Source organism: Amphibacillus cookii, from assembly GCF_016908375.1.
GTDB lineage: Bacteria > Bacillota > Bacilli > Bacillales > Amphibacillaceae > Amphibacillus_C > Amphibacillus_C cookii.
This window is the reverse complement of record NZ_JAFBDS010000006.1, coordinates 260,506-274,921: the sequence shown is the minus strand read 5'-3', so window position 1 is coordinate 274,921 and position 14,416 is coordinate 260,506. Positions and strand designations below refer to the sequence as shown.

Here is a 14,416-nt window from a genome sequence, read left to right as displayed (position 1 = left end):
ACGATACTTAAATTATTGAACCGCCGTATACGGATCCGTACGTACGGTGGTGTGAGAGGTCGACTAGCCAATTAATGGCTAGTCATCTACTCGATTTAGTTAAATCGTTTGTTCTAAGTGTTGCTCCTCAGCTTCATCATCTGAGCGAACAACAAGGACATCACATGGAGCATAGCGTGTTATATTTTCTGAAACACTGCCAATTAGAAAGCGCTCTACTGCATTTAAGCCTGTTGCACCGCACATGATCAAATCTGCACTAAAAGCTTTTGCTACATATTTTGGGATGCGAACCTTAGGTGATCCATAATCAATATGGGTTTCCACTTTTCTTACACCCGCATTTTCTGCTTGAACTTTATAATCATTTAATAACTGACTTGCATATGTTTCAGAACGATTTATCATCGATTGATCATAGGTTTCAGCAGTTGAGATTGTTTTCGTGTCAACAACATGGGCAATAATAAGATCAGCATCATTACGTTTAGCGACATGCACGGCTTTTTTAAAAGCTTTTAAAGAAGCTTGTGAACCGTCAACTGCAACGACAATGCGTTTATATTCTTCTGCTGGCATCGCTATCACTCCTCTAACGTTTTATATATTCCTATACCCTATTATAGCATTTGTAAACCTTTACGTTTAATCGTAACACCCTTTTCTTTCATTATATTGATTGAAAAGCTTAAACATGTTTTCAATTAAAATCTTTTAAATCGTATGACCAAAATTGATAGTTCAAGTAAAGAACTGTATAATAACACTTGTAGATAAGAAATATAGTACAGTTAAGAAAGTTAGGTGAAGTACCTTGGCGACTAAGCATGAACAAATATTACATCATATTGAGTCATTAAAAGTTGGTAATAAAATTTCGGTTAGACAAATCGCTAAAAATTTAAGCGTAAGTGAAGGTACCGCATATCGAGCGATCAAAGAAGCTGAAAATCAAGGATTAGTTAGTACAATCGAACGGGTAGGAACAATTCGAATTGAACAGAAAAAAAAGGAAAACTTCGAACATTTAACCTTTGCTGAGATTATCGGAATTGTAGATGGTCAAGTGTTGGGTGGACGCGAAGGATTACATAAAACCTTACATAAATTTGTTATTGGTGCAATGAAAACAGATGCCATGATGCGCTATTTAGAAAAAGACTCTTTGTTGATTATTGGTAACAGAGTAGAGGCACATCAATTAGCGTTGGAAGAAGGAGCAGCTGTCCTTATTACGGGTGGATTTGATACAGATGATCACATTAAACGTTTAGCCGATCAACAACAGCTCCCAATTATATCGACAAGCTATGATACTTTTACGGTGGCGGCCATGATTAATAGAGCGATATACGATCAATTAATTAAGAAAGAGATCGTTCTTGTTGGGGATATTTACACCCCTTATGAAAAAACTCATTATTTAAAAAGAACAGATCAATTAGAACGTTGGTATTATTTAAAAGATCATACTACACATTCGCGCTACCCAGTGGTCGATGAACAGATGCGTGTGGTTGGGATTATTACGTCTAAAGATGTGATTGGCAAGTCACCGGAGATCACTGTTGAGAAAGTGATGACAAAGAATCCCATTACTGTCTTCAATCAAACCTCGTTGGCTTATGCCGCTCACATGATGGTTTGGGAAGGTATTGAAATAGTACCTGTTGTTAGTTCGAATCATCGACTGATTGGATTAATTTCTAGGCAAGATGTGTTAAAGGCCCTTCAACATGTACAGAGACAACCTCAAGTTGGAGAAACCATTGATGATATTGTAACGAGCGGGCTTACGATGAGACAAGAAGGATCACAATATATGTTTAAGTCTCAAGTAACACCACAAATGACCAACGCACTTGGTACCTTATCTAATGGGGTGTTGGTTTCATTTATCACTGAAGTAAGTAGCCGTCTTATGGCTTATACTAAAAAAGGTGACCTTGTTGTTGAGAATATTTCTGTTTATTTTATAAAGCCTGTTCAACTTGAAAGTACGATCGATATCATTCCACGTATTTTAGAAATTGGAAGAAAATCTGTTAAAGTAGATATTGAATTATTTCACGAAAAGGATATCGTTGGTAAAGCGGTCTTGATAGGCCAATTGATTGACCGCTATTAAAGATAGGAGTTGACAATTATGAATGACGTCACTGAACGGATTATTGATAGAATTACAGTATACAATCGAATTATTATTCATCGTCATGTTAGACCGGACCCAGATGCACTTGGTGCTCAAGTGGGTTTAGCGAAAGCCATTCAAACAAGCTTTCCTGAAAAAGAAGTCTATTGCGTTGGAGAAGATGAAGCATCATTGGGTTATTTAGCCACAATGGATCAAATAGCAGACAATCTTTATGAAAATGCACTTGTTATTATTTGTGATACAGCCAATCGCCCACGAATTGATGACCAGCGTTTTATGAAGGCAAGCGAAGTAATAAAGATTGACCATCATCCTGAAGTAGATTCATACGGCGATGTAAGCTGGGTCAATACCAATGCCAGCTCTACTTCTGAAATGATTTATACGCTAATTTCTGGGACACAGCAAGGATTAAAAATGAATACCGAGGTTGCACGTTTGCTGTATGCCGGAATGGTTGGAGATACGGGAAGGTTTCTATTTCCGAGCACGACGCCTTATACGTTTAAAGTAGCGGCAGAATTAGTCCGTTATCCATTTGATCGCAGTGCCTTATATAACCAAATGTATGAAATGGAGCTCCCTATTGCGCAATTAAAAGGATATTTACTGGACCAGCTTGATCATAGTCCAACCGGTGTTTGTACAGTAAAGCTAACCAAAGAAATTCTGGAACGTTATCAAGTTACAGCAGACCAAACGAGTGCACTTGTAGGGGTATTTGGTGATATAAAAGGAATAAAATGTTGGGCAATCTTTGTAGAAGAAGAACAATTAATTCGTGTTCGCCTGCGTTCAAAAGGTGTTGCGATTAATGAAATTGCAGCACAATTTAATGGAGGGGGGCATCCGCTTGCTGCGGGTGCTACCGTGTATAGTTGGCAAGAAGCGGATCAATTGAAAGCAGAGCTAGAACAAGCTTGTCAATGAAAAGTATTCTCAATCAATGATAGAGAAGAGTGTTCCAATTTCTAACAACGGTTAAAGAGATTGGAGCGCTCTTATCTCTGGATATCAAGCTCAATGTGAATTTCGCTTTGTTCATTGATAAATAAATGCTTAATATACGCTTGGTAAGTAAAACCATCTATTTCATATTTTTTATTTTCTACCATCTTAATTAATAAAGGATAGTTTTCATTTATAGTAGCCACTTCTGAACCAAGGATATCGCTTACTTCTTCCTTAATCAATTCTTCTAATTCATGTAAAATAAAACGATCTAATTTAAATCGATCAGCATTAGTAATAATGATATCAATCGCATTAATAACTAATTTCTGTTGATACTTTTCATTAAGTTCTGTTAGATTTTCTTCAAGGGTTTCATAAGCCAGTTGCAATTCTTGTCGCTCCGTTCTTAAACGCAAATTTTCTTCAATGCGTTTTTCCATTAATTCACCGTACATGTAAATAAAAACAAGGTAACCGATTAAAGCTCCTATAAACATACCAACCAATAAAAGTTGCCAATCTTTAAATTTAAAATAAGGAGGGATATGCATTAAGTCAGCTCCTCTTGGATTAACCATTCTATAATTAATAAAGCAACTTGAACGCCACCCATCGCGGTGATAATGACGATAATTTGTTTAACAATGTCCAGCGTAGAGCCTTCCATAATACCACGCTCAAAATTAGAAATAACATCAAAAGTTCCACCAATTGCAGCTACTATAGCCCATATCCTGAGGCTTCTAGCAATGCGGCCCATTAGTGTTAAAGGGGGTTCACCACTTGCAAAAGCACCGATACTACCAATGAACGCCCCACCAATAACAACACCTAAAGCAATAAAAAAACATTGGATGATCGTGGCAAAAAAACGTTCTTCCATACGATAAACTCCTTTTTAGGCAAAACATAAGGTTAGTGCTAGTCTATGATTGGAGAGGGTTGTCTATGTTTTATTTTTCAATTGGCTAATCGATCAGCTATAATAGACTATAATAAAGAACTTAATGTAGGAGGTTAGTCCATTGTCATTTGTACATCTACAAGTAAAAAGTGCTTATACGTTTATGCAGAGTACAGTAAAGATTAATGACCTTGTGCAAATGGCGAAGCAACATCAAATGCCAGCTGTTGCTTTAACTGACCACAATGTATTGCACGGGGCAGTGGCTTTTTATCAAGCTTGTGTAAAAGAGGGTATTAGACCGATTATCGGCATGGAGACATCCGTATACATAAATGATCAGTCTGAAGATATTATATTATTGGCGAAAAATACTGAAGGCTATCAGTCGTTAGTGCAAATAAGTTCAATCATTCAAGCAAATGTGGAGAAGTCGATTGATTATCAACAATGCTTAACGTTACTGAAGGATTGTCTGATTATTATTCCATTTCAACAAAGCATTTTAAAGCATTATTTAAATACATCAAATCAAGAAGGGGTGCGTCAATTTCTCAATATTTGGCCTGAGGGAACATCGATCGGCTTAACACGATTTGACTTAGATCAAGTTGATCAACTTCAACAGTTTCAAGTGCCATTAGTTGCGATTGGCGATGTCTCTTACTTAAGAAGTGAAGATCAACAAGCTTATCATTGTCTTCGTGCAATTGATAAGAAAAGCGGCTTGGATCAGTTCGAAATTGCAAATAATAATCACTTTTTTAATCAAACCGAGGCTTATCATTTTTTTGAAGATTACCCTGAGCTTATAGACCAAGCCAATAAAATGGCAACGGCTTGTAAGGTTGAGTTAACGTTTAATCAGCACATGTTACCGAGGTATCCGCTCGAAGACGATCAAGATGCTAGTACTTATTTGCGTGCACTTTGTGAACAGGCTGCAGATCAAAAGTATTCAGACATGAGCCAAGTCAAAGACCGATTGGCCTATGAATTATCAGTTATTCAAGAAATGGGTTTTAGCGATTATTTCCTAATTGTTTGGGATTTTATACGTTTTGCTAAATCTCAAGATATTTTAGTTGGACCTGGTCGAGGCTCAGTAGCTGGTTCTATCGTGGCTTATTTATTAGGTATTACAACGGTAGATCCATTAAAATATAACCTTTTATTTGAACGTTTCCTTAATCCTGAACGTGTGTCGATGCCTGATATTGATGTTGATTTTTCAGACCATCGCAGACAAGAAGTTATTGATTATGTTAAGGCTAAGTATGGTTATGAGTCTGTCGCACAGATTGGGACATTTGGGACCTTCAAAGCACGTTCGATTATTCGTGAATTGGCTAAAGTGTTCAAGCTCAAAGACGCCGATTTGCAATTTATTTTAAAGGAAATTCCTGCTCAAGGCGATGCTTCCCTTGTTGAGGTGGTTAAGTCATCTCATCGGTTATTTGATTTTATTAAAGAGAATGAAGAACTTCAACGTTTTTTTAAAGTTGCACGCATATTGGAAGGATTACCGCGTAATATGTCAACACATGCTGCTGGGGTAATTATTCATGATCAGCCGCTGCTGAATACGATCCCGCTCATTCATGATCAATCGGGAAATCTATTAACCCAGTTTCCTATGGGTGACTTAGAAGCTATTGGATTATTGAAAATGGATTTCTTAGGTTTGCGTAATTTGACTACCATTGAACGAATTATCAACTTGATTAGTCGTTATCAAAAAGAACCGATAAAAATAAGTGAGATTCCTTTTGATGATCAACGTACGTTTGATTTGCTTAAAAAAGGCGAAACCAATGGTGTTTTTCAACTTGAGTCCGCAGGCATGCAACGTGTTTTGAAAGCATTAAAGCCAACTAATTTTGAAGAGGTCGTTGCAGTCAATGCTTTATATCGGCCAGGCCCAATGGATTTTATTGATACTTACATTAAACGTAAGCATCAGCAAGAAAAGGTTAGCTATATACATCCAGATTTAAAGCCAATTCTAGATGCTACTTATGGGGTGTTAATCTATCAGGAACAAATCATCCAATTAGCCCATCAATTTGCGGGATTAAGCTTTGGTGAGGCGGATATTTTACGTCGAGCTATTAGTAAAAAGAAGCAAGCAGACATTGAATCCGTTAAACAACAATTTATAGCGGGTTGTTTGAACAAAGGCTATGCCCAGCATGTAGCTGAAGAGATCTTTTCTTGGATTTATCGCTTTGCCAATTATGGATTTAATCGAAGTCATGCTGTTGCCTATAGCATTATTACTTATCAATTGGCATACTTGAAAGCACATTTCCCGGTCTGTTTTTTTACGGAACTATTAAATACAATTACTGGTCAGCAAGAAAAGGTTCAGCAGTTTATTAGGGAAGCAAAGAAAGCTTCACTTTCGTTATTGCCCCCTTCAATTAATAAAAGTTATTATTACTATCGTCCAGATCGCGACTCAATAAGAATGGGTTTATCATCAATTAAAGGTTTAAGTTATCCGGTTATTAGTGAAATCTTGAAAGTGAGGCAAGCAGGTTCCTTCAAAGATTTATTTGATTTCTGTATGCGTATTTCTTTAGAAATGGTTAATCGTTCAGCAATTGAGACATTAATTCTTGCCGGTGTCTTCGATGAGTGGAATATAGATCGTGCTACATTATTAGCTACCGTTGATCGTGCGATGGAACAAGGAGAACTGTTTGGTGACTTTGGTGATCAAACGGATCTCTTTGTCGATGGCCTGCAACTTGAAGGGCAGTATCAGCAAGTAGAACCATTCTCTGTTATGCAGAAATTAGCATATGAAAAAGAATTATTAGGTATGTTCGTTACAGATCACCCACTTGCATTGAAGCGTCGTGTTCTTCGAAGACATGGTTTAATGGATATTACTTACATTTATTCGAAGCAAGATCAAAAAATACCAGCATTTGTTGCGATTATTCAATCGATTAGAATCATTCGTACCAAAAGAGGCGAATCGATGGCTTTTCTTCAGTTAGCGGATGAGAAGGAAGAGATTGAAGCCGTTATTTTTCCTGATCTTTATCGAGACATAAAGCCAAGTCTAGAAGAACAAATGATTGTTGCAGTTAAAGGGAAAAAAGATTGGCGTCATGGAAAGGTACAAGTCATTATTCAAAACTTAGAACAGCTAGCATTAGAGGAACTACCTTCTGAGCCAACCCTTGATAAACAATTATTTATTAAAGTCAATCAAGAATATGAGTTAGAAGCGTATCTGCCATTGATTAATGATGTAAGTCAGCAATACCCTGGTCAAATACCTATTATCATTTATCAATCCAATCATAAAAAGACCTTTCGCTTATCAGAAGACTATTTTATTGATCCTCAGTACCCAGCCATTAAGCAACTTGAGGCGCACTTTGGGCAAGGAAATGTGGTTTTAAAAGCATAAAACGAAGAAAGACGCTGAGACTATTGAGCTAGATTACACTATTTGTATAAAAATTTGAAGCGGTAATATTTACACGAGGGGCTTATTTGATATAATAGAGAAGTTAATTGGTCAGACCAATCGATACCATATAATGGTTACATACTAACTAAATAGAAGGGCGCGAGTCTCATTGACAACGTTAAAAGCAAAGGCATTAAATATGCATAAAGAGAATAAAGGTAAGCTTTCTGTACAATCGAAAGTATCAGTTACTAACCAAGAAGAGCTTAGCTTAGCCTATTCGCCAGGAGTTGCTGTACCTTGCCTTGAAATTAAAGATGACCCCGATTCTGCCTACTTGTATACAATGAAAAGCAATACGGTGGGTGTGGTTACAGATGGTTCAGCGGTGCTCGGCTTAGGTAACATTGGTGGGCAAGCGGCATTGCCTGTGATGGAAGGGAAAGCTGTTCTTTTTAAAAACTTTGCTGATGTTGATGCCTTTCCGATTTGCTTAAACACACAGGATAACGAAGCTATTATTGAAGCAGTTAAACAAATTGCACCGACATTTGGAGGGATTAACCTCGAAGATATTGCTGCACCTGATTGTTTCATCATTGAAGATCGGTTAAAACGTGAATTAGATATCCCCGTGTTTCATGATGACCAACACGGAACAGCAATTGTTACACTTGCTGGCTTAGTTAATGCTTTAAAGTTAGTGGGAAAAGAGTTTTCATCTACTAAAGTGGTTATAAACGGAGCAGGAGCTGCAGGGATTGCGATTGTTAAATTACTTGCGCATTTTGGTGTGAAAGATATGGTCTTGTGTGATTCTAATGGAGCCATTTATGCAGGACGGCCATATGGAATGAATCCGATTAAAGACGAAGTCGCTAAGATCACAAACAAAGAAAAGCAGGAAGGTGATTTGGCTACAGTTATCAAAGGTACTGATGTCTTTATTGGTGTATCTTTAGCCGGGTTGGTAAGTAAAGAGATGGTTGCATCAATGAATCAAGATCCGATCTTATTTGCGATGGCTAACCCGGATCCTGAAATATTACCAGAAGATGCAATCGAAGCTGGTGCACGTGTTGTTGGCACGGGTAGGTCTGATTATCCAAACCAAATAAATAACGTCCTTGCTTTTCCTGGGATTTTCAAGGGAGCACTTGCGGTGAGGGCTTCAGATATTAATGAAGAAATGAAAGTGGCAGCTGTTCATGCGATTGCCAACCTAGTTAGTCGCGCAGATCTAACGGATGGTTACGTCATTCCTAATCCTTTTGATGAAAGAGTTGCTACTTCTGTTTCCAAAGCTGTCGCTAAAGCGGCACAAGAATCAGGTGTTGCGCGACTATGATTTTGGCGTTTGTTAGCAAGCGTAGATATGATTTTGTTTTATCACAGATAACCATCCGTAAAACATCTGCTGATTGTAGGTTCGCTTTATAACGTATAGGGTATTTTTAGAAAATCGGTTATTTTAATAACAAACACGTTTGTCACTTCATTATCATTTTATCCTTTTCTATAGTAAATTAAGGGGTTGTAAAATGACAGACCGTAAAGACACCAAAGCATATGAAAATGTTTTAGAAAAAATCAAATCATATATCAAAGCGCAACAATTAAAAGCAGGAGATCGTCTACCCTCAGAACGGGAATTAGCTGAACAATTACAAGTAAGTCGTTCAACCATTCGTGAAGGATTGCGAGCAATAGAGTTATTAGGGTTGATTGAAACGCGTCAAGGCGAAGGGACGTATTTAAAAGCTTATCAATCTTATCAAACACTATCGTTACTTTCTACTTTTATTTTTCAAGATGCACGCGTAAAAGGTGAAATAACAGATGTACTTGTTTCACTTGAAGAAACGATTATTAGAAAAGGTTATACTTACCATCGGGAGACCGTTTTAGATGAATGGTCGCATTATAGTATGAGTAAATGGATTGAATTAGGTCATGAAAAATTTTTTCAAGTTATATTGAAGCAGATAAAAAATGAGTTATTCACCAAGATGTGGACACTGCTTTATGGCTTTAATTGCTCATTTGAAAATGATTATCAACCTCCAGATATGGTAAGACTGATGGAAGCTTTTAAATTCAAAAAACTAGAACAGTTTTTTTCAAATGAATGATGGTTTAAATGATGCAAGGGGGGGAAGATCGATGCAAATTAAAAGTATTTTTGCGAAAAAAAAGAAATACGCAGCGATACCAACAGAAAAAGCAAAACAAGAAATTCCTGAGGGCTTGGTTGAGAAGTGTCATAATTGCTCAAAGATTTTCTATGAGAAGGAATGGAAAAATAACCTTCACGTCTGTCCTGCTTGTGGTGCACATCATAAAATGACAGCACAACAAAGAATCAATAGTATCATCGATGAGCATACCTTTGAAGAATGGGATGCTGATATAGAAACAAATAATCCGCTTGATTTTCCAGAATATGAACAAAAGTTAAAAAAGGATCAAGAGAAGACGGGACTTAAAGATGCCGTTGTAACAGGAAAAGCAAAAGTAAATGGTTTACCAACGGCACTTGTTGTGATGGACCCACACTTTCGTATGGCAAGTATGGGAGCGGTTGTTGGTGAAAAGATAACGAGAGCTTTAGAAAAAGCACGCGAACAGGAGTTACCTATCATTTTCTTTACGGCATCTGGTGGCGCACGTATGCAAGAGGGAATGATTAGTCTCATGCAAATGGGTAAAACTTCAATGGCGGTTGAACGGTTTAATCGAGCAGGAGGTTGTATGATTGTTGTGATGACAAATCCTACTACTGGAGGCGTAACTGCCAGCTTCGCTTCAATTGGGGACTATCATTTTGCAGAGCCCGGAGCACTTATTGGGTTTGCTGGTAGGCGTATAATTGAACAAACGATTCGTGAGAAGTTACCAGATACATTTCAGACGGCTGAATTCCAATTAGAGCATGGACAAATTGATCGTGTCGTTAAACGTTCAGATTTGAAAAAACTTTTAACAACTATCCTAGACTTACATCGGCCAAAGGGGGACAAATAATGAAATATGTCCTTGATTTTGAAAAACCAATCTTCGAGCTTAGAGAGAAAATAAATGAATTAAAAACAATGACAGCAGCCAGTGAAGTGGATTTGTCATCTGAGATTAAGACCTTAGAAGCAAGACTAGAAAAGTTAGAAAAAGATATTTATGGACATCTAAATCCATGGGACCGAGTTCAAATTGCAAGACATCCTGAGCGACCGACTGCTTTAGATTATATTGAGCATTTATTTACTGATTTTATTGAATTGCACGGCGATCGTTTGTATCGGGATGACCCTGCCATCATTACAGGGATAGCTAAGTATAAGGATGAACCGGTAACTATAGTTGGACAACAACGCGGTAAAAACACGAAAGAGAATTTATATCGTAACTTTGCTAGCCCTCATCCTGAAGGCTATCGTAAAGCTTTACGCCAGATGAAACTAGCCGAGAAATTTAATCGTCCAATCATTTCATTTATTGATACAAAGGGTGCCCATCCGGGTAAAGGAGCAGAAGAGCGTGGTCAAGGCGAAGCTATTGCTCGAAACTTAAGGGAAATGTCCCATTTATCAGTTCCAAGCATTTCTATCGTTATTGGAGAAGGAGGAAGTGGGGGTGCATTAGGTATTGGTTTATCTGATCATATCCATATGCTTGAAAATTCAACGTATTCTGTCATATCCCCTGAAGGTGCAGCCAGTATATTGTGGAAAGATGCCACCAAGGCTAAAGAGGCGGCTTTGTCATTAAAAATTACCTCGCATGATCTGAGAAGACTAAATATTATTGATGAGATTATTCCTGAGCCACGAGGTGGCGCACATCGAGATTTACCAATGCAAGCTGCTTATTTAGATGTTTATATTGAGAAATCACTTAACTATCTAATGAAATTATCGTCAGATCAATTAATGAATAATAGATGGGAAAAATACAAAAATATTGGAAGTTTTTAATCGTTATTTTTTGAAAAATGTACAGATTATTACTCGACAGAATAAAAATAGTGAATTATCTTTATTTTCACCCCTAAAATGACATATTTAGGGGTGTGATTTTTTGTTCTTTCATGTATAATCTTAAGTGGAATTCATTTAGGATATATTTATGTTATAATGGCAAAGTTAGATAATGAAACATTTTGATTGAGGTGAAAGAGATGAAAAAAATAGGTGTATTAACAAGTGGTGGAGATGCTCCTGGTATGAATGCTGCTATTCGGGCGGTCGTTCGCAAAGGGATTTATCATGATATTGAAGTTTATGGTATTTACAATGGATATCAAGGTTTAATGGAAGGTAAAATCGAAAAAATGGAGCTTGGATCTGTTGGTGATATTATTCAACGTGGAGGGACGAAGCTATTCTCGGCCCGCTCAGAGAAGTTTAAAACAGAAGAAGGACAGCAACAGGCAATTGAGCAGTTAAAAAAAGTAGGGATTGAAGGCTTAATCGTTATTGGTGGAGATGGTTCATTTCAAGGGGCTGCTAAATTGACAGCTAAAGGGTACCCTTGTATTGGTGTGCCAGGAACAATAGATAATGACATTCCGGGCACAGATTTTACAATCGGATTTGACACTGCTCTAAATACAATCATTGAAGCGGTAGATAAGATTAGAGATACAGCCACTTCTCATGAACGTACATATGTAATTGAAGTAATGGGGCGTGATGCTGGGGATCTTGCTTTATGGGCTGGGTTGGCCAATGGAGCTGAGAGTGTGATTATCCCGGAAAAAGACGAACCTTTTGAAGATGTGGTAGAACGCTTAAAGCGTGGTAATGCTCGAGGTAAGAAACACAGTATCATTATTTTAGCAGAAGGTGTTGGTAATGGTATTGATTTTGGAAAACAGATCGAAGAGGCGACAAATTTTGAAACACGTGTGACCGTACTGGGCCATATCCAACGTGGTGGACGTCCAACGGGTTTTGATCGTGTCCTAGCCAGTCGATTGGCTGGAAAGGCTGTTGATTTATTGCTTGAAGGTGAAGCAGGGAAAATGGTAGGTATTCAAAATAATCAACTGGTACATCATGATATTATTGACATTTTAAAATCCCCACACCATGTAGATATGAGCTTATATCAACTTATGAGTGAACTGTCTATCTAATTTATAAAATAGATATACTTAGATGTGAAATTAAGAAGGAGGAAGAAAACAAATGAGAAGAACGAAAATTGTTTGTACAATTGGTCCGGCATCAGAATCAACTGAGAAGTTAACGCAATTAATCGAGGCTGGAATGAATGTAGCGCGTCTGAATTTCTCGCATGGTGATTATGAGGAGCATGGCGAGCGTATTAAAAATATTCGGGAGGCTGCAGCGAAGTTAGATAAAACTGTCGCCATTCTTTTAGATACAAAAGGACCTGAGATTCGTACAGGCACAATGAAAGATGGACAAGTAGATATTATTAAAGGTCAATACATTAATATTACCATGGACGAGACTGTATTAGGAACAACTGAGAAGTTTGCAGTGACATACCCTCAATTGATTGAAGACGTACATGTAGGCTCTAAAATTCTATTAGACGATGGTTTAATCGAATTGGAAGTTGTTGATATCTTGAATGACCAAAAAGAATTAAAAACAAAAGCTCTTAATTCTGGTCTACTTAAAAACAAGAAAGGTGTTAACGTACCAAATGTTAGTGTGAATTTACCTGGAATGACAGATAAAGATGCTGCGGATATTTTGTTTGGCATTGAACAAGGTGTTGATTTTGTAGCGGCTTCATTTATTCGCCGTGCAGCTGATGTGCTAACGATTCGCGAGCATTTAGATAACAATGGTGGTAAAGAAATTAATATTATTCCTAAGATTGAAAACCAAGAAGGGGTTGACAATCTTGACGCTATTTTGCAAGTTTCAGATGGGTTAATGGTAGCGCGAGGCGATTTAGGTGTGGAAATTCCACCTGAAGATGTTCCAGTCGTACAAAAAGAAATGATTCATAAATGTAATACAGCTGGAAAGCCTGTTATTACAGCAACACAGATGTTAGATTCAATGCAACGTAATCCGCGTCCTACCCGAGCAGAAGCATCAGATGTTGCGAATGCGATTTTTGATGGAACAGATGCTATTATGTTATCAGGTGAAACAGCGGCAGGTGATTATCCTGTTGAATCTGTTCAAACGATGCACAATATTGCATTGAAAACAGAGACTGTGCTTGATCATAAGTCGATTTTAGAGTTGCGTTCTAAAACAAGTGAAATGACAATGACAGATGCGATTAGTCAATCTGTTAACCATACAGCGATGAACTTAGAAGTTGATGCGATCTTAACGCCTACTGTAAGTGGCCATACAGCTCGAATGATTTCTAAATATCGCCCTAAAGCACCGATTGTGGCTGTTGCGTTTGAAGAAAAAATAAGTCGACGTTTAGCGTTAAGCTGGGGTGTACATGCCATTGTTGGCGAATTTGCTTACACTACTGACGAAGTCCTTGATTTAGCTATTGATCGTGGATTAGAAACAAATTACTTTAAACGTGGTGATCGTGTGATCATTACAGCCGGTGTACCTGTTGGAGAGCGTGGTACAACGAATATGATGAAAGTACACATTATTGGTGATGTACTCACTAACGGACAAGGTGTTGGTAAAGGAAGTACCATCGGCCGTGTCATTTTTGCTAAAAATGCTACAGAAGCTAATGAAAAAGTGAAAGCTGGAGATATCTTAGTTACTCAAGGTACGGATAAAGAGATGATGCCTGCATTAGAAAAAGTAAGTGGTATTATTACAGTGGAAGGTGGATTAACTTCACATGCTGCTGTTGTTGGATTAGACCTTGCGATCCCTGTTATTGTAGGTGTGAATGATGCAATGTCCGTTATCGAAGAAGGCAAAGAAGTAACAATGGATGCCAAAAAAGGTGATATTTACGCAGGTCGGGCGAGCATTTTATAGTTTAATCGTCCTTTTAAAAAGTG

General features: G+C 37.7%; 12 protein-coding genes. 9 read left to right on the top strand and 3 right to left on the bottom strand.

Annotated elements, in window-relative coordinates; translation table 11 throughout:
• Positions 1 to 99 precede the first annotated feature (99 nt).
• On the bottom strand, positions 100 to 579 hold the full coding sequence (locus JOE23_RS10800) for a universal stress protein (RefSeq protein WP_204438325.1): 480 nt from the start codon (positions 577 to 579) through the stop codon (positions 100 to 102).
• Between the two features lie 235 nt (positions 580 to 814).
• Between JOE23_RS10800 and JOE23_RS10795 the strand changes: the two genes are divergently transcribed.
• Entirely contained in the window at positions 815 to 2,128 is a 1,314-nt protein-coding gene (locus JOE23_RS10795; protein WP_204438323.1) for a DRTGG domain-containing protein, read from the top strand.
• Positions 2,129 to 2,146: 18 nt separating this feature from the next.
• Positions 2,147 to 3,085: a DHH family phosphoesterase gene (locus JOE23_RS10790; RefSeq protein WP_204438314.1), complete on the top strand. Its 939-nt coding sequence runs from the start codon at positions 2,147 to 2,149 to the stop codon at positions 3,083 to 3,085.
• A 71-nt stretch (positions 3,086 to 3,156) separates the two neighbouring features.
• Here JOE23_RS10790 and ytrI read toward each other — a convergent pair whose 3' ends face one another.
• Complete coding sequence (gene ytrI, locus JOE23_RS10785) at positions 3,157 to 3,660, bottom strand: sporulation membrane protein YtrI (protein WP_204438313.1); 504 nt, start codon at positions 3,658 to 3,660, stop codon at positions 3,157 to 3,159.
• A complete protein-coding gene (gene ytrH, locus JOE23_RS10780; RefSeq protein WP_204438312.1) occupies positions 3,660 to 3,992 on the bottom strand; it encodes a sporulation membrane protein YtrH in 333 nt (110 codons plus the stop codon). The genes ytrI and ytrH overlap by 1 nt, the downstream gene beginning before the upstream one ends.
• A 142-nt stretch (positions 3,993 to 4,134) precedes the next feature.
• Here ytrH and dnaE point away from each other — a divergent pair, with 142 nt between their 5' ends.
• The 7 genes from dnaE to pyk all read left to right on the top strand — a co-directional run bounded on the left by dnaE (position 4,135) and on the right by pyk (position 14,393).
• Positions 4,135 to 7,440, top strand: coding sequence for a DNA polymerase III subunit alpha (gene dnaE / locus JOE23_RS10775; protein ID WP_204438311.1), 3,306 nt, complete (start codon positions 4,135 to 4,137; stop codon positions 7,438 to 7,440).
• Between the two features lie 172 nt (positions 7,441 to 7,612).
• A complete protein-coding gene (gene ystJ / locus JOE23_RS10770; RefSeq protein ID WP_275581480.1) occupies positions 7,613 to 8,791 on the top strand; it encodes an NADP-dependent malic enzyme in 1,179 nt (392 codons plus the stop codon).
• Between the two features lie 193 nt (positions 8,792 to 8,984).
• The gene (locus tag JOE23_RS10765; RefSeq protein ID WP_204438310.1) at positions 8,985 to 9,575 is read left to right on the top strand and encodes a FadR/GntR family transcriptional regulator; all 591 of its coding nucleotides are present in this window, start codon (positions 8,985 to 8,987) and stop codon (positions 9,573 to 9,575) included.
• 31 nt (positions 9,576 to 9,606) lie between these two features.
• Positions 9,607 to 10,467, top strand: a complete 861-nt coding sequence (gene accD / locus JOE23_RS10760) for an acetyl-CoA carboxylase, carboxyltransferase subunit beta (protein WP_204438308.1) — start codon at positions 9,607 to 9,609, stop codon at positions 10,465 to 10,467.
• Positions 10,467 to 11,414: an acetyl-CoA carboxylase carboxyltransferase subunit alpha gene (locus JOE23_RS10755; protein ID WP_204438307.1), complete on the top strand. Its 948-nt coding sequence runs from the start codon at positions 10,467 to 10,469 to the stop codon at positions 11,412 to 11,414. Before accD ends, JOE23_RS10755 begins: the two co-directional genes overlap by 1 nt.
• 203 nt (positions 11,415 to 11,617) lie before the next feature.
• Positions 11,618 to 12,577, top strand: a complete 960-nt coding sequence (gene pfkA / locus JOE23_RS10750; RefSeq protein ID WP_204438306.1) for a 6-phosphofructokinase — start codon at positions 11,618 to 11,620, stop codon at positions 12,575 to 12,577.
• Positions 12,578 to 12,629: 52 nt separating this feature from the next.
• Positions 12,630 to 14,393 carry a pyruvate kinase gene (gene pyk / locus JOE23_RS10745; RefSeq protein ID WP_204438305.1) on the top strand — a complete coding sequence of 588 codons (1,764 nt, stop codon included), beginning with the start codon at positions 12,630 to 12,632 and terminating at the stop codon, positions 14,391 to 14,393.
• Positions 14,394 to 14,416: the final 23 nt, after the last annotated feature.